12 protein-coding genes are annotated in these 17,898 nt (G+C 42.2%); 7 read left to right on the top strand and 5 right to left on the bottom strand.

Annotated elements, in window-relative coordinates:
• The first annotated feature begins 20 nt into the window (after positions 1-20).
• Together PQG45_RS09900 and PQG45_RS09895 are read left to right on the top strand one after the other, a co-directional pair.
• On the top strand, positions 21-1,784 hold the full coding sequence (locus PQG45_RS09900) for a RagB/SusD family nutrient uptake outer membrane protein (RefSeq protein ID WP_315576996.1): 1,764 nt from the start codon (positions 21-23) through the stop codon (positions 1,782-1,784).
• A 79-nt stretch (positions 1,785-1,863) separates the two neighbouring features.
• Positions 1,864-5,349, top strand: coding sequence for a VCBS repeat-containing protein (locus tag PQG45_RS09895; protein ID WP_316070800.1), 3,486 nt, complete (start codon positions 1,864-1,866; stop codon positions 5,347-5,349).
• Here the strand turns inward: PQG45_RS09895 and PQG45_RS09890 are convergent.
• From PQG45_RS09890 to porW, 3 genes are read right to left on the bottom strand one after another with little or no spacing between them, the layout of a single operon-like run.
• Positions 5,338-6,813 carry an FG-GAP repeat domain-containing protein gene (locus PQG45_RS09890; RefSeq protein WP_315576998.1) on the bottom strand — a complete coding sequence of 492 codons (1,476 nt, stop codon included), beginning with the start codon at positions 6,811-6,813 and terminating at the stop codon, positions 5,338-5,340. The two genes, PQG45_RS09895 and PQG45_RS09890, sit on opposite strands and share 12 nt — an antisense overlap.
• An 8-nt stretch (positions 6,814-6,821) precedes the next feature.
• On the bottom strand, positions 6,822-9,119 hold the full coding sequence (locus PQG45_RS09885) for a penicillin-binding protein 1A (RefSeq protein WP_316070799.1): 2,298 nt from the start codon (positions 9,117-9,119) through the stop codon (positions 6,822-6,824).
• Between the two features lie 6 nt (positions 9,120-9,125).
• Positions 9,126-11,210, bottom strand: coding sequence for a type IX secretion system periplasmic lipoprotein PorW/SprE (gene porW, locus PQG45_RS09880; RefSeq protein WP_316070798.1), 2,085 nt, complete (start codon positions 11,208-11,210; stop codon positions 9,126-9,128).
• 92 nt (positions 11,211-11,302) lie between these two features.
• Here porW and PQG45_RS09875 point away from each other — a divergent pair, with 92 nt between their 5' ends.
• Genes PQG45_RS09875 through PQG45_RS09855 form a run of 5 tightly spaced genes read left to right on the top strand, consistent with a single transcriptional unit; the run spans position 11,303 to position 16,938 of the window.
• The gene (locus tag PQG45_RS09875) at positions 11,303-11,488 is read left to right on the top strand and encodes an AtpZ/AtpI family protein (RefSeq protein WP_315577001.1); all 186 of its coding nucleotides are present in this window, start codon (positions 11,303-11,305) and stop codon (positions 11,486-11,488) included.
• A 54-nt stretch (positions 11,489-11,542) separates the two neighbouring features.
• The gene (locus PQG45_RS09870; RefSeq protein ID WP_316070797.1) at positions 11,543-13,408 is read left to right on the top strand and encodes a penicillin-binding transpeptidase domain-containing protein; all 1,866 of its coding nucleotides are present in this window, start codon (positions 11,543-11,545) and stop codon (positions 13,406-13,408) included.
• A gap of 17 nt (positions 13,409-13,425) precedes the next feature.
• Positions 13,426-14,697, top strand: a complete 1,272-nt coding sequence (rodA, locus tag PQG45_RS09865) for a rod shape-determining protein RodA (protein WP_315577003.1) — start codon at positions 13,426-13,428, stop codon at positions 14,695-14,697.
• Position 14,698: 1 nt separating this feature from the next.
• Positions 14,699-15,916, top strand: a complete 1,218-nt coding sequence (locus tag PQG45_RS09860; protein WP_316070796.1) for an MFS transporter — start codon at positions 14,699-14,701, stop codon at positions 15,914-15,916.
• Entirely contained in the window at positions 15,916-16,938 is a 1,023-nt protein-coding gene (locus PQG45_RS09855) for a hypothetical protein (protein ID WP_316070795.1), read from the top strand. Before PQG45_RS09860 ends, PQG45_RS09855 begins: the two co-directional genes overlap by 1 nt.
• Here the strand turns inward: PQG45_RS09855 and PQG45_RS09850 are convergent, their stop codons facing one another.
• Together PQG45_RS09850 and atpH are read right to left on the bottom strand one after the other, a co-directional pair.
• Positions 16,939-17,310 (bottom strand): DUF423 domain-containing protein, encoded by a 372-nt coding sequence (locus PQG45_RS09850; protein WP_316070794.1) that lies wholly within the window; start codon positions 17,308-17,310, stop codon positions 16,939-16,941.
• 42 nt (positions 17,311-17,352) lie between these two features.
• A complete protein-coding gene (gene atpH, locus PQG45_RS09845; protein WP_315577007.1) occupies positions 17,353-17,889 on the bottom strand; it encodes an ATP synthase F1 subunit delta in 537 nt (178 codons plus the stop codon).
• Positions 17,890-17,898: the final 9 nt, after the last annotated feature.

Genomic DNA, 17,898 nt, shown 5'->3' with positions numbered 1-17,898 from the left:
CAATTTTAAAAATTAAGAACATGAAAAAATATCAGATTTTAAAGCGATTAAGTTTAGTTAGTGCGTCAGCGTTTATGTTGACATTCGCTTGTAAGGATCAGTTTTTAGAGGTGCCGCCAACAGCTTCATTAGCTCAAGCGCAGTTATCATCTAAGGCTGGTGTTGAAGGTGCCTTGATTGGTACTTACGCGCAATTAGCGGGTAAAGGATTCTCACGTTTAGCAGCACCTACCAACTGGGTTTGGGGTTCTATTCGTGGTGGTGAGAGTAACAAGGGTACTGACCCAGGTGATTACTCAAACATCAACGTTATGCAACGTTACGAGGTTCCTGCAAATGATGGAGACTTGAACTCAACATGGCAAGCAAAATACGAAGGTATTGCGCGTGCAAATGCGACAATTAACTTAGCGAATGGTTCGAAAGAATTATCTGCTACAGATAAGACGCGTATTGTTGCTGAGGCTCGTTTCTTACGTGGTCACTTCTATTTTGAGTTGAAGCGTTTATTCGGTTCTGCTCCTTACGTAGATGAGACAATGGATTACGGTAAAGGTATCGAGAAAGTAGTAGCTACTGCTGACTTGTATTCTAAGATCGAAGCTGACTTCAAATTTGCTTATGACAACTTGCCAGAGACTTCTTCTGCTGCAGGTCGTGCAAACAAATGGGCTGCTGGAGCTTACTTAGGAAAGGTTTATTTGTATCAAGGCAATAAAATGGCTGATGCAAAAGCGATCTTTACTACGGTTATTGCTAACGGTAAGACAACGAATGGTAAGAAATACGGTTTAGTTTCTAAGTTTGCTGAAATCTTCAACGCGGAGAATGACAACAACGAAGAGGCTATTTTTGCCGTACAATCTTCGATGAACACAGGTAACGTGAATAACGCAAACGGTTTCGATGACTTGAACTACCCATACAATACGGGAGCTGATGGTCCAGGTAACTGCTGCGGATTCTTCCAACCATCTTTCTCGATGGCGAATGCTTACCGTGTTTCTGCTGATGGTCTTCCATTATTAGGAGAGCAAGCTGATGGTACTCCAGATTATAACTTAGCTGCTAATTCAGTTAAGCATGATTACGGTGTAGCTTCTTCAGCAGGATTTGAAGAAGATGCTAATCCATTAGATCCACGTATTGACCATACGATCGGTCGTCGTGGTATCCAATACTTAGACTGGATCGAGCATCCAGGTGCTAACTGGATTCGTTCTCAGCCTTATGCTGGTCCATATTCTCCTAAGAAATACATCTACTACAAGCGTCAAGAGAATACCTTGACTGATGGATCTTCTTGGACACGTGGATATGCGACAATGAACTTCAACATTATCCGTTTTGCGGACGTATTGTTGATGGCTGCTGAAGCTGAAATCGAAGCAGGTAGCTTAGCTACTGCTTTAGGTTACATCAACCAAGTTCGTTCTCGTGCTGCTAATCCAGCAGGATTTGTTAAGAACTCGAAAACAGGTGCTAACGAAGCTAACTACGTAATCTCTACGTATTCTTCTTTAGGCGACCAAGCAAGCGCTCGTAAGATCGTTCGCATGGAGCGTTTATTGGAGTTGGCGACAGAAGGTCACCGTTTCTTCGACTTAGTTCGTTGGGGTGTTGCAAGCAAGTCATTGAATGCTTACTTGAAATACGAGTCTAAGTTATTAGTAACTAAGTTTGGTGGTGCGTCGTACACAGATACGGATGCATTATTACCAATTCCTCAAGCACAAATTGATATTCAAGGTACTTCTATATTGAAGCAAAACCCTGGTTATTAATCGTTTGATTTTAGTTTGAAAAAGGTGGGGAGAAGTCCCCACCTTTTTTTATTTTAGTAGTTCAAAGATTTACCTCCCTATGTACACACGAATACTAGCTGCCTTCATTATCTTATTTGTTATTGCTTCCTGCAAGAATAAAACCACTTTTGAGCAATTATCTGGTGATGATACCGGTATTCATTTTTCAAATTCAATCGCTGAAAACGATACCTTGAATATATTGAAGTATGAATACCTCTACAACGGAAGTGGAGTAGGAATGGGTGATTTTAATCAGGATGGCTTGCTTGATGTTTTCTTTTCAGGTAGTCAAGCGAATGGCGCGCTTTATCTCAATAAAGGCGAAATGAAGTTCGAAGATATCTCAAAATCAGCGGGTATCGATACAAAGAATCGTTGGTGTTCTGGGGTATCCATTGTTGATATCAATGGTGATGGATTATTGGATATCTATGTTTCGGCTACCATGAAAACGGCAATTCAGGACCGGGAGAACATGCTCTTTGTCAATCAAGGAGTCAAAAATGGTGTACCCTCCTTCAAAGAAATGGGTGCAGCCTATGGAGTTAATGACGCAGGACATTCTGAACATACAACGTTCTTCGATTACGATCGCGATGGCGATTTAGATATGTATGTGCTGACGGATGTTATCGATCAATTCCCTTCTTTATATCGTCCGAAGGTGACGGATGGTTCTTATCCGAATACCGACAGGTTATATCGTTGTGATTTTTCGAAGGAGAAAGGGCATCCCGTGTATACCAACGTATCCAAAGAAGCTGGGATTACGATTGAGGGATACGGATTAGGGATCAATATCTGTGATATCAATCAAGATAATTGGCCTGATATCTATGTGACAAATGATTATGTCTCGGATGACATTTTGTACATCAATAACCACGATGGTACCTTTACCGACCAAGCGAAGACTTATTTTAAACATACGAGTTTAAGCGCCATGGGGAATGATGTGGCGGATATCAACAATGATGGCCTACAAGATATTGTTGCCTTGGATATGTTACCCAAGGATAATGAGCGTAAAAAACAATTAGCTCCGCCCAATAGCTACCAAGCTTATCAGAATTCCGACTTGTACGGATACACATATCAATACATGCGGAATACCTTACAAATTAATCCAGGGAAAAATGCTGCAGGTAATCCAATGCCATTCCAAGAAGTTAGCCTTCTGGCAGGAGTATCGGAAACAGAATGGAGTTGGTGCCCGTCTTTGGCCGACTTTGACAATGACGGTTATCGCGACTTGTTGATTACCAATGGCTTTCCGCGCGACGTCACGGACCGAGACTTCATGTCTTATCGGGCTGACGCGCAGCAATTAGCGTCTGATGCCATTTTGCTGGAGCAAATGCCTGTGATTAAAGTTAAAAACTATGCATTCAAAAATAAGGGTGGACTAAAATTTGAAGATGTAAGTGCTGCTTGGGGAATCAATGTGCCTTCTTTTTCTAATGGAGCGGCATATGGAGACCTCGATAACGACGGTGACCTAGACTATGTTGTGAATAATATTAATGATGAGGCTTTTGTTTATAAAAATAACACGATGGAAGAAGCGCCAGAAAAAGGGCGTTTTCTCCGCGTTAGTTTTGAAGGGAAAGGGCTGAATAAAGCGGGCCTTGGTACCCGGATTGAAGGTGTTTTTGTAGATGGAACGCGTTTTTATTACGAAAACAACCCCTATCGCGGCTATTTATCGAGTGTGGAGCCTGTAGCCCACATTGGACTTGGTGCAAAGCAAAAAATCAAGGAATTACATGTGATTTGGCCGAATGACTCCATGCAGGTTATTAAAAATCCGGGGTCTAATCAAGTCATAAAGGCAACGATAAGCCAAGCGAAGCAAGCTTACCAACCCTTGTTTATGCAAGAAAAAACCATGTTCGCTGATATCAGTGAAGCGGTTCAATTGACTGACGTACATAAGGAAATGGACTTTATTGATTTTAATTTCCAAAGCACAACACCGCATAAGATGTCCCAATTAGGACCAGGGGCCTCTGTAGGAGATGTTAATGGAGATGGGCGCGAAGACTTATTTATTGGCGGTTCTAAGTTTTACTCGGGTACGTTTTATCTCCAACAAGCTAATGGCAAGTTCACAAAGAAATACTTGGAGGGTGCTTATGATGCCCCTAAAAAACTAGGGGAGGACTTAGGTAGTCTTTTAATTGACATGGATCGCGATGGAGATTTGGATCTATACGTTGCTCGTGGGGGTACAGAAGAAAAGCTGGGGTCGAATTCCTCTCAAGATGTAATCTATGTGAATGATGGCAAAGGGAATTTCACGCTGCAAATGAGCGCACTACCTAATTTTACAGAAAGTAATGCCGCTGTTCGTGCTGCGGATGTGGATCACGATGGAGACTTAGATTTGTTTGTGAGCGGTCGGAATGTTCCATTCCAATATCCGAAAGGAACGGTTTCCCGCTTATTGCGTAACGATTCGAAACCTGGTAATGTCAGATTTGTAGATGCAACTGCACAGTTGGCCCCAGAATTTTTGCAAGAAGCCATGTTATGCGATGCGGTTTGGACAGATTACAATCAAGATGGCTGGCAAGACTTAGTTGTTGCGGGAGAATTTATGCCTATTCAGGTATTTCAAAATAATAAAGGGCATCTGAAAAAATTGACCGATACCGGCTTAGAGCAAGCCGCTGGATTATGGGGTTCCATTATCGCTGCGGACTTTGATCAAGATGGAGACATGGATTTTGTTGCCGGAAACATGGGCAAGAACACCCTACTTCGCGCAAATACTAAACAACCCGTCGAGGTATTGCATGGGGATTTGGATGGCAATGGGGTCTATGATGTGTTCCCTTTTGTCTATTTCCAAAATGCTGAAGGCACTCCCATTTCGGCTCCTTTGTTCGGAAAAGATGATACACATAAGCAAATGAATTCAACCCGTGCTCGTTTTGTGTATTACAAGGATTTCGGTAAGGTAACACAGGAAGGATTTTTGAACGAGGCAGAAAAGAAGAAAGCGAATAAATTAACGCTGACAGAGAATGCCTCCATGTACATTGAAAATAAAGGTCAAGGTAAATTTGACCTACACGAATTACCTGTGATGGCACAAGTTTCTGCATTAAATGGTATGCAGGTCATGGATGTGAATCAAGACGGATATTTAGACATTGTATATGTAGGCAATAATTATGGAAATGAAGTTGCCATGGGCCGATATGACGCATCAAATGGCGGGGTATTAATAGGTGGGCCGAAAGGTTTCCAGGCTGTTGTCAACTCAGGTGTTTTAGTGCCGGGCGATGCTAAATCCTTGGTAGGCATTCAAATAGGGAATGACTTAGCCTATGTAGCTTTACAAAATAGAGGCTCGATGAAAGTATTTAAGCCATTGACACCGATGCAAAAAGCTAACGTCCCTGTAGGGAAAGATTTTACCTATGTCTACAAAGGACGCAAGCAACGAATCGCTTGGACCTATGGCGCATCTTATTTGAGCCAGAGTAATCAATCGCAAGCATTCATTCCGGCTGGTGCCAAATTAGTGCAATAGATTTTTGACGTAGTGCATTTGTAAGCCAGGAGGTATTTTATCTCCTGGTTTTCTTTTTCCAAATTGGTAATTACCTAATAAAATATCGATGTCACCATCTTTATCCACATCACCGGCATCCATTACGATGTAATGTGCTCCTTCGGCAACGCCCAGGTTACTGACTTTGAATTGCATGTTTCCTTGATTCTGGAAATATAAAAATCCTTCGTTTTTACCTTTGTCATTTTCCGCAAAAAACGCAATCATCGCGAGATCTAAATCGCCATCTTGGTCAAAGTCACGCGCAAGTGTTTTCGATGCGCCATAGGCAGGAAAAAAGTATGATTCTTTGAAATTATTTCTTCCATCATTCAGGTAGACGTGTACCCCATGATAAGCCTTTTTCGAGAAGGAATAGTCGGCATTGTCGCCATTCGAAACGATAAGGTCTGGATGTCCATCCTTATTCATGTCTGCGACTTCCATGTAGCTACTGCCAAATACCGCATCGAATTGTAAAAGTGGTTTTTCGATAAATAATCCTTTGCCTTTATTGATAAACATTGATACACCTTCTCTCGACTGCGCCGTTAAAACCATCAGATCGGGCTTCCCTTCGCCCGTAAAGTCGCGAATGACTACATTTCGAGCCCCTGCTTGAATTTTCAGTGGATGAATACTTCTGTTTTTTCCATCAATCCATGTTAATTGGCCTTGTTCAAATCCATATTCACAAAGCACATAATCTAAGACACCATCTTCATTCAAATCCGCCACTTGTAGGTCTACCGGGCGCTTTAATGAATCTAAAATAACTTGCGCTTTGTTTCCTTGTAATTCGTAAAGTGTGCCTAATTTCTGGTCATTCGGATACATTTTTCCGATGCCCGTTAAGAAGGTACGGGCACCAATAAACTGCGTCGAAACGTTTGCGCTTCTTGTAGAGATCTGTTTGCCGGGCTTCAGGTTTTTATCAAGAATAAGCGTTTGGTGTGTTCGCATACCTACCCAGACCTCCGGCTTAGACGGATGAATCTTAATGGAAGTCACTCCTGCAATGATGTCGTTTGGTGTAATGTATTCGGATATCTGAAAATGAAAGGGTTCTACGGTTACAGGCTCCTTTTTCTTTTGAGGAATTGCTTTCTCTGGGGCATTGCGCGTGTAGTAATTGACAATGGCTTGCCATTCTTCCTGAGAAATACTCGGCGTCTCCGGATAGGTATTCATTTGCAAAGCGCTTTGGAATTGCTCTTCCGAAATTCGCGTCATTAATTCGAAGCGATTCCCTAATCCCAATCGATAGGACATCTCAGGCAAAACGCCCGTCTCCCAAGTTTTCTTGTCTAATAAACTTGGATCCGGAAACTTATGGCATGAACCACAGGTTTTCTTGGCAATTGCTTCCTCCTTCTCCTCTTGGGTTTGTTGGCAACTGAATAAGATGACACTAAAAAGGCAAATGTATAACAGGGATTTCATCTCAATGATTAAGGAACTATGATGGCTGTAGAATCAACGGCCACTCTGCCATTGCAACTAAAGTCGAACGCGAAATTTTCGGGTTTGATAAATGGCATTTTTCGGTAGCCTTCGATGGCCAAGGATTGATCAGCATATACTTTTTCCATGAATTTGGCAAAGGCCGGCATGGCCATTTTAGCTCCTTGTCCCAATGCCAAACTTCGAAAGTGAATGCTTCGGTCATCGCCACCTACCCAAACGCCCGCCACAATTTTTTGAGTGACGCCCATAAACCAACCATCTGAATAGTTTGATGTGGTACCTGTTTTGGCGCCGATTTCATTTCCTGATACGATGGAGGTTCTTTTCAATCCTTCCGCGGTTCCGCCAGGTTCTTGCACGGCACCTTGTAACATATAAGTCATCAAATATGCCGTTTCAGGTTTGATAGCTGCTTTGACAGGAGGCGAATACTCACGGAGTACATTTCCGACCTTATCCGTGATGCGCAATACCAAAATCGGGTCTATTTTTTCCCCGCCATTTGCTAGGGTGCTATAGCCTGATACTTGTTCGAAAAGGGATACTTCCGACGCTCCCAAACACAGGGACGGAACTTCATGTAAAGGACTTTCAATCCCGCATTTATGGGCAAATTCCGCAATCTTATCCGGTCCTAATTGTTTCATTAATTTAGCCGAAATCGAGTTGATGGATAATCCCATCGCCCGACGCATCTTCATGTTTTGATAGCTGTATTTTCCGTCAGAGTTTTGAGGTGTCCATGTTCCCCCGCTTAATCCGTCTTCTTCACCAAATGTCACCGGTTCATCCACTAATTCATCACAAGGCGTCACGATTTCATTTTCTATGGCAGCGCCATAAACAAAGGGTTTAAAGGTTGAGCCCGGTTGGCGCTTACTTTGTGAAATATGGTCGAATTTGAAGTACTTGTAATTAATTCCCCCAATCCACGCTTTCACGTGGCCATTCATCGGATCCATGGCCATCATCCCACAGTTTAAGATGCGTTTGTAATAATTCAAAGAGTCCATCGGACTTAAGGTGGTATCCTTGTCACCATCCCAAGTAAATACGGTCATTTTGATGGGGCGTCGTAATTCTTCCCAAACCTTAAACTCATCATTGTTGTAGGCACTCATTAAATCTCGGTAGCGTTGTGTGCGCTTCATGGCATCTTTCAAGAAACCTTTGATTTCCTTCATCTCCTCATTTACCCATGGGTTTCGTCCTCGCCAATGGTCATAAAACAACTTCTGCTCCGCGCGCATATGCTCTTTTACAGATTCCTCCGCATACTTTTGCATGCGCGAATCGATGCTGGTATAGATTCGTAACCCACTCGTGTATAAATTTAATTGCTGGTCTTCCGGCCGATCCTTATTTAATTCTTTAATAGCCGATAAAACCTGTTGACGGATTGCTTCTCTAAAATAGGGGGCTGCACCTGTATTTTGATTCTCCACGCGGTAATGCAAATTGAGGTCCTCTGCTTGAAGTTTAGGCAAATCTTCTTCGGTGACGAATTCATATTTGGCTAATTGGCCTAATACTACATTCCGACGTTCCAATGTGCGCTCAGGCCGTACTCGAGGATCATACAGAGAAGGATTTTGAAGTAGGCCAATTAACGTTGCGGCTTCGGTTAGACTGACGTCTTTAAGGTCTTTTTGGAAATAGGTTCTGCAGGCAACTTGAATTCCGTAGGCATTGTTCCCGAAACTTACTTCGTTCAGGTACATGGCCATGATTTCTTGTTTAGTATAGCGACGCTCTAAACGGATGGCTAAAATCCATTCTTTAACTTTGGCTACGACAGTTTTCACTCCATTAATTTTCATCAATAAACCCATGTAAACAGGGTCATCTTCCCCAAATTCCATCGATCGGGTATGAAACAAGTTTTTAGCTAATTGTTGTGAAATGGTACTTCCTCCTCCCGATGTTCCTAAGGTAAATACAACACGAAACATGGATCGAATATCGATTCCGGAGTGTGCCGTAAATCGAGCATCCTCAGTCGAAATAAGGGTATGAACAATGTTGTCTGGTAATTCTTCGAATTCCAAGGGGTTTCTGTTTTCTCGAAAATATTTGCCTATTTCTTGGCCATCTTCAGATATGATTAGCGAGGCAACTTGAGATTTTGGGTTTTCCAATTCATATAAACTCGGCATACCGCCGAATAACCACAAGAAATTGAAGTTGACCGCCACAATCAACAAGATAATTCCAAGGGTCGACCCTATAAAGAATCGATATAAGAATCGAATGATTTTCTCGTATTTCCCAGTTTCAAACATACTTATCTATTTTTTGGGGATGGCATTGATCCTTCCTTCCGCTTCGGCTTTTAATGGGCTTAAGGGGAATAACTGAACAAATTGTTTTAATGTTTTCTCGTATTCTACGGTATTTTTTAGGCCCGCTTGGCATAAGGCACTTAAAAATACGATTTTATCTTCCGATTTGCTACCGGGATAATTGATGCGTAATTGCTGGCAGGCGCGCAAAGCCGCGTCAAATTCATTTGACTTGAAAAGAAGGTATGCGGACTCGTAGGCTTTTTCTGCTTGTACTTCTTTCGTATCTGAAAGGGTCCCTGTCTCCAATTGAAGGATGGTAAGTTTGTAAATCGAATCGGGGAATCTGTCAAATAATACATTTCGCGTATTTGGCTTCTCTTGTCTGTTTTCGGCACTTAGGTAAAGCAGGTATAATGCTTCCGCTTCAAAACTTGAATAGGGGAACTCGTTCAATAGTCGTTTTAATTGTTGGCGAGCCAAAGCATTTTCGCCCATTTGGGTCTTGCAATATTTACCTAATTCGAATAATGCCTGTTCTTTGGTTTTATTCGATGCCAATAATTTTGCTTCTGTGGTCGGTATGTTATTCAACCAAATATCCATGGAGTCCATTTGCAAACTAGCGCTCGGGATATTACTTTTTTCCGTTAATTCAATCGTTTGGTTTGTATTCGTCGAAATCGTTGTGTTTTGTTTGTTTTTTCGATTCCAGAAGTCTTCTAAATTCCGAATTCCCCACTTCATGCTAAACTCCTGCTCCCCTTTGATGCGTGCTTGTTCATTGTAAAAATAAAAGCTTTGCTGGTCCGAACTTGCGGGTCTGCGTGTAAATGTGACAACCATTTTCTGAGGTTGAGCCTGAATTTTTTGAAGTGAATCACTCCGTTGATTCTTTTTTGCTTGCGTCTGTTTATAAAGTGTTTGTAAGTCGCTCAGCGGCATTTTGGCTAGCTTTTGCAACGAGTCCTCATGTTGAATTTTACTAGCTAATTCCACGTATTTATTCCAATCCTTTTTCAATTTCTGTGCCTTCACATAGCTGGGATGTGTATTGGATAAACTAATGGCGGCCGAATCAAAATATGCCGAGGCCTTCGGATAATCCTTGATTTGATTCGCAAATAAGTTGGCTAGTTGGTAATACAATTCACCTTTGTTTGGATTGTTTTTCGTTGCTTTTTCCCACGCGATTTTTGCCTGATCTAAATCCTTTTGCTCGAGGTAAATCTTTCCAATGGACACATAAATTTCAGATTTTTGATCTTCATTTTTCGGGTCGGCCAACATTTTTTCAAGGGCAGGAATGGATTGATCAAGGGATTTAAAAGCGATGTTTGCGCGGAGAGTCAATTCATAATTTGACTTTTGTCTCATGCTATTTTGGTAGGCTTCTTTAGCTTGAGATCCTTGATTGATTCGTTCATTTAGTTGGCCTAAAATAAAATACATCCGACTTCTTTCTCCTCTGTTTTTAATCTTCCCCGCCATTTGATTTAGGGCGTTGATGCTGGCCGTAATTTCACCTTTTTGTTGATGCTCAAAGGCTTTTGCCAACGCGTAATCTGTTCCAGTTAGCTCGTTTTCGATTAAAAATGCCTCCGCTTGTTCGGCTGATTCGAAGTCGTTTTGGATTAAGTAGGTTTGGTACAGCAAGGTTAAGGCTCTTGTTTGCGTCTTAGTATCTGGCGTGAGTGTATTGATGTATTTAAGCGTCTCAACGGCATTTTTATAGTCTTTTTGTAATAGGCGACCTTCTGCAATGAGGAGGTAAGCATCGTCCAAATAGGCTGAATTTTGGTGGCGATCAATAACCAAAGATGCTTTTCGAATCAGGTTTCCGATTTCTAATTTATGGCTGATGCCAAATGCGGAATCCACCGGCGCGAAGATGGGCAATTCATTGGCAAAGTTTTCTACGCGCTCAAGCACAAGTTGATTGTGAAGGCTTATTAACAGACGGTCGGCTTGCCATATGGCATTGTATTTTGCGTTGATGTTATGAAAAGTAACGGCAGCCGGTTTGGTACTGTGCTGGGAGCAGCTCCATGTGACCAATAACACCAAAACAACCGAGAGAATCCGAATCATAATTTGTGACGCATACAATTTTCAAATTTACAATATATATAAATGAAAAAGCCATAAATTTAGTGTGTGGTCGAAGGATTATTTTTAAAATTATGCAATCATATCAGCGATTTATTGGGGCGGCATTTCAAATGTTGGTGACAATCTTGGGAGGGGTCTATTTAGGTCGTTATTTGGACGGGTATTTCCATACCCACACGCCTTGGTTTACCTTGGGTTTTTCCTTGGGATCGATTGTTTTTGCGATGATTGCTTTGATCAAAAGTCTCCCCAAATAATTTACAAAATATTCCGTAAATTGCTGTTATTTTTCATGTTAAACTCGCGCTAGCGTGTTCGAAGGTCGCCGATTAATTCTATTTCTTGTTTTTGTGAGCATCGGGTTGGTGTTCATCGGGAAGCTGTTTTATTTACAGTTGCTTGATGATACCTATGAGAAGGCGGCGGATAATAATGCCATTCGTAAAATCATTCAAGTGCCATTTCGTGGCGAAGTATATGACCGTAAGGGGAAATTGATCGTGTACAATACCCCGGTTTACGATGTCTACATCACCCCTCGGAAAGCTGTGGTGCAAGATACCAATCGCTTTTGTAAGCTTTTTGGCGTGACACGGGGATATTTTGATACCGTAACGAAGCAAGCGCGTGCTTATTCACGGGTAAAACCTTCCTTGTTTTTAAAGCATTTGACCAAAGAGGATTTTGCGCGCATTCAAGATGCCATGGTGGATTACCCAGGCTTTTCGATCACGACGACAGCTTTTCGGACCTATCAATCGATCGCGTTTTCGAATGCCTTAGGTTATGTGGCTGAGATTAATCCAAACTCGTTGAAAGACCAACGAGATGATTATTATCGCCAAGGGGATTATGTGGGAATTTCAGGGATTGAGTCTTATTACGAAGATGTTTTGCGAGGACAGCGTGGAGTTAAATACCGCATGGTCAACAGCAATGGGGTTGAGAAAGGAGATTACAAAAAGGGAAAGCTGGATGTTAATCCCGTCGCAGGTAAGAACCTGTACACGAGCATCGATATACGTTTGCAAGAATATGCGGATAGCCTGATGATGCATAAGGTAGGGAGTGTGGTTGCGATAGAGCCGTCTACCGGTGAAATTCTGACGATGGTTTCGGCCCCGTCTTACGATCCAAGTTTATTGGCCGGTCGGAATTTTTCCAAATATTATCAGAAATTGGCCCTCGATCCGTTGAAGCCTTTGATCAATCGTCCGCCTTCTGCTTATTATCGTCCGGGGTCTACGTTCAAGTTGGTACAGGCACTTGTAGGCCAGCAATTAGGAATTCTTTCGGCGGGTTCTGTTTTTGGACATGCGGGTGCTCCCGTCAAATGTCACGCGCACAATACTTCGCACAATGATTTGCATAATGCGATTCAATGGTCTTGTAACCCTTATTTTTACCATGCCTTTCGTAAGATTTTATATGATGGGACAACCGGTAATACCTTTGAGCGTTCAGCTCAAGGCTTACAACGCTGGTCGGAATTGGTCGCAAATTTTGGTTTTGGAAGGAAGTTGGGCGTCGATGTCAGTAATGAGAAAAAAGGGAATTTGCCAACGGTCGATTATTACAATAAAGTTTACAAAGGGGAGAATACCTGGAAGTTCTCCAATATTTATTCTTTGAGTATCGGCGAAGGGGAATTGGTTGTGAGTCCTTTGAAAATGGCCAATTTTGCCGCGATCATCGCGAACCGCGGTTGGTACATTCCACCCCATTTAGTCAAAGGGGTAGGGGAGAAACGAACGATGGATCCTTTTTATCGGAATCCTGTTTCGGTAGGTGTGGATGCCAAATATTTCCCCGTGGTCATTCAGGGCATGCAGGATGCGGTTTTGCATGGAACGGTGGGGGCTGATGGTCGCATTCCGGATATCACCATGTGTGGGAAAACTGGGACTTCCCAAAATAAAAAAGGAAAAGATCATTCGATTTTTATTGCCTTTGCTCCGAAGGATAATCCCAAGATTGCGATAGCTGTTTTTGTGGAGAATGCTGGTTTTGGTGGATTTGCCGCTGCACCGATTGCTTCTTTGATCATTGAAAAATATTTAAAAGGTCGTGTAGATCGGAAGGATGTGGAGACGAAATTTATGAATATGAGTTATTTGGCGAACGTTACGTATAACCGGCCCGTCAAAAAAGTCACAAGCGATAGTTTACGAAAATGAGTCAAACATCGGGATATATGGCAAGTCGATTAGACTGGTGGAGCGTAGGTTTATATGCGCTTTTTGTCCTCATGGGATGGATGAGCATCTATTCGGCGGTATATAATCCGGAAGCACCTCTTGGTTTATTTGATGCAGCTTTTTACACCTCGAACGCAGGGAAGCAGTTAATCTGGATTGGGACGAGTTTTGTGCTCATCATGTTCATTTTTGCCCTCGATTTTCGATTCTTTGAATCTTTTGCTCCTATGATTTATGGGCTATTCATTTTCTTATTGATCTTGGTTCCATTTCTCGGAGTCACGATTAATGGTTCTCATTCTTGGTTTAAAATCGGAACTGTCACGATTCAACCTGCCGAATTTGCCAAAACGGCTACCGCACTTTTGTTGGCCAAATACCTCAATGACCCCCAAGTAAGTTTAACACGTTTTCGCAATCAATGGAAGGCGGCTTTGATCATGTTCGTGCCTATTTTATTGATTGTTGGCTCGAATGAAACAGGTTCTGCCTTGGTGTTTGTGTCGTTTATTATCTTGCTTTACCGCGAGGGATTACCTGGCGAATATCCAGGTTTACTCTTGGGTGGAATCTTCCTTTTTGTGAGTGCTTTGATATTAAAGCCGCTGACAATCTTTATTTTGCTGGTTATTTTGGCGGGCATGTTGGTGTTATTGATGCCGATTTACCTCCAACGGATGTATCAGACCTATGTGAAAATAGCTTTGGGTATTTCGGTGGTCATGTCCCTGGCGATGTTGGTCGAATGGGTCGTGAATAATGTACTGAAGGAACACCAGCGAAATCGAATTAAGGTATTGTTGGACCCCGACTTTGATCCAAGAGGCTTAGGCTATCAAGTTACGCAGTCAAAAATTGCGATTGGTTCCGGCGGTTTTTGGGGGAAAGGATATTTAGGCGGAACACAAACGAAGTTTGATTTTGTGCCTGAGCAGAGTACGGATTTTATCTTTTGTACGATTGGCGAGGAGTTTGGCTTTATCGGAGTAGCTGGGATCATCATCTTGTTTATGGTCTTTCTCTGGAGACTTATGTACTTGGCTGATTTGCAGCGTTCACGCTTTGCAAGGGCTTATGGTTTTGGGGTTGTGGGAATTCTATTCTTTCACTTTTTAGTTAATATTGGGATGACGATTGGTTTAATGCCGATCATGGGAATTCCTTTGCCTTTCTTTAGTTATGGAGGTTCATCCTTATGGTCCTTTACCATTTTGCTGTTTATCTTTTTAAAATTAGACTCTCACCGGTCGGATATGCTTTCTCGCTAATATGGAAAACGAAAAAATTTCTTCCAAAGCCAAAATGTTAATTGCCGTAGCTGCTCTGGGCTATTTTGTGGATGTGTATGACTTAATCTTATTCTCAGTTGTGCGTAACCCAAGTTTAAAAAGCTTGGGATTGCAAGGAGGAGAGCTTCTGAATCAAGGTTTGAATTTGATGAATGTCCAAATGGGTGGGATGCTCATTGGCGGTATCTTATGGGGTATTTATGGCGATAAGAAAGGGCGTAAGTCTGTGTTGTTTGGCTCAATCTTACTCTACTCGCTTGCGAATGCCTTGAATGGCTTCGTGACAGATTTAAATACCTATGCCATTCTACGGTTTATTGCGGGTATCGGTTTGGCGGGAGAATTAGGTGCTGGAATTACCTTGGTCAATGAGACCTTGCCGCCATCTAAAAGAGGTATTGGGACCTTAATCATTGCGGGTGTTGGCGCCGCAGGCGCCGTTTTTGCACCTATTATTGCGGGGCTAAGTTCGGATCCGGAATGGTGGCGTTCTTGTTATTTTATCGGTGGAGGTATGGGCCTTGCCTTGTTGCTTCTACGTTTGGGTACGTTTGAGTCCTCGATGTATTCCCACATGGATGCTGGTGTGCAGAAAGGGAATTTTTTCCAATTGTTTTCATCTGGCGAAAGATTTAAGAAATACTTGTATTGCATACTTATGGGATTGCCGATTTGGTACATCATCGGTATTTTGGTTTTTTCGGCACCCGAGATATTAAAAGGGAAGGTGAACGCAGGCGATGCGATTATGTATTGTTACCTCGGTTTGGCGATTGGGGATTTTGCTTCCGGGGCATTGAGTCAATGGCTGAAGAGTCGCGGAAAGGCTGTGCTAACTTATTTGTTTATTGCAGTTGTCCTATGTGTCTATTACTTATTTGGGATTACAGAAGTTTCCACCGCCCAAGCCAAATTAATAATCACGCTGCTCGGTTTCTTTGGCGGTTATTGGGCTGTTTTTTTAACCTATTCCTCCGAGCAATTTGGAACGAATGTGCGTATGACTGTGACAACGACGGTTCCGAATTTTGTACGCGGGGCATTAATTCCTATCTCCTTGCTTTTTAAGTTTTTGATTCCTTCGGTGGGCTTGATTCACGCAGCCGCCTATGTGGGTATTTTATGTTTTGCCTTATCCATTTTCGCGGTTTCCCAATTGAAGGAAACCTTTGGTAAATCTCTAGACTATACCGAATAATGGCGCTCATCTCAAAGAAAAAATCTCCTTTTCGAATTAATAACCAATTGCGTCGCTACCTGCACAAATACAATCGGGAGCATGCGATGAATATTTCCTACCAGGATTTATTGCGCTACGAAAATGCGATTGTGTTGTATGACAAGAATGGGCTAGATACACTTTGGGAAACCGTCTTTTATTCGCCCTCTGATCAAGAAGAGGTTTATGAGTCGTTGAAGCAGATCTATGCCGACTTAAAAACGGATGGGAATGAGGAGGTTATCAAGCACTTGGTGATTGACCGAGTGGATTTCTGTACTTACGGCAATACGCATCCTTTTCGTATTCGTATTGTGAATCGGGTGAATGATAATTTCGATTATTTCTACATCAAAATTGCAGATGCTTCGCGTGTGTACGGCTTGGAATTAGAGCATATTTTGTCTCCGAACCGGATCAATTACGTGACTTATGATAACACGCTCGTTGAAGAACATATTGCAGGAATTCCAGGCGATGCTTTCTTGAAACAGGATTTGGAACAAGATTTGGAATCCCCGATTCGTTTGGCAAAGGAGTTTGTCAAGTTCAATGAACGTTGCTTGGTTCAGTTGCTAGGGGATATGCACAGTGCCAATTTTGTGATTATTACCAATCCGGATTTTGAAGAGATTTATTACCGAATCCGCCCGATTGACTTTGACCAGCAATGTTATGAGGGAAAGAAGTCGGTGTACATGCCCCAATATTTCAAGCAAAATAATGCATTGATTGAATTAGGGATGAAATACATGACGCCTGAATCGGTTTGGCAGTATCAAATTGAGGAGCGCTCAATGATTGCGAGTCGCTTGAAGTCGGAAAGCCAGCGTGTCTCCGATTTAATGACCGTTATGTCGAAAGATGACATTGCACCCGAAGAAAATATTCAGCAACTTAAAGCAGAACTAGCGAAGCATTACGATGATGCGCGCTTCTTGGCTTGCAAAACGATGGGAGAAATTGTTTGGAACAGCCTAGAGCTGGTCATGCGTCACTAATTATTGTTTCAGTGTAGCATATGCCATCAAGCCGAGCCCTGTCATGTAGGCTAAACCTCCGATTGGAGCAACGGCTCCCCACAGCACACTTTGTGTGATACAAATCATATATAGTGCCCCTGGAAAGATGATGGCACCTGCAAAAATCATGTAGCCGGCTGTTTTAAGGTATTTATTGGAGATTTGCATCTGCCAAACCCCTAAAATCAATAAGATGATTCCCCCATACATTTGATAGCGCGCTGCCGTTTCAAAGGTCTCCAAACGGTTAATATCGCGTAAATAATCTTTCCATGCATGTGCGCCAAATGCGCCTAAGGCAACCGAAATTCCGGCAATAAGAGAACCCGTAAATAAGGAGAATTTTTTCATGGAAGGGGGATAAAAAAAGGCCTTGTTCCCAAGGCCTTTTGATTAAGATGCTAAAGAAACTTTCAGATCGTTCAGCTTCCGCTTAATCGAATCATCGATTTGTTGGTCGCCTACTTTCAAAATGAAACCACCGATAAGGCTTTCATCAATTTTTTCGATCAATTCTACCTCTTTGCCTGTGTAATCTTTGACGATTTTAGAAACCGTAGCTTTTTGATCTGCAGTCAGCGTAGAAGCTGTAGTAACAGTTGCTTTTTGTATTCCTTTGTAATCTGTGTACATCGAGATGAATTCTTTTGCCACGGCAGGAAGAATTTTCTCACGGTTCTTGTTTGTGATAATCACAAAGATGCCGTAAGTAACAGGGTTGAATTTATCCTTAAATAGCTTCGCTAGGATAGCTAATTTCGTATAATGCTTAATGATTGGGCTCTTAAGTGCTAAGACTAATTCATGGCTTCCTTCGCAAGTCTCTGCGAAATCGATCATATCTTTTGCTACTGCTTCTACGGCATTTTTTTCAATGGCGAAGTCAAGCAAAGATTTAGCGTAACGGTGAGCTACAATTAATTCTGACATGGTCTATTC

This window comes from Aquirufa regiilacus, from assembly GCF_032470275.1.
Lineage (GTDB): Bacteria > Bacteroidota > Bacteroidia > Cytophagales > Spirosomataceae > Aquirufa > Aquirufa regiilacus.
The sequence above is the reverse complement of the archived record's forward strand: the minus strand, read 5'-3'. Positions and strand labels throughout refer to the sequence as shown.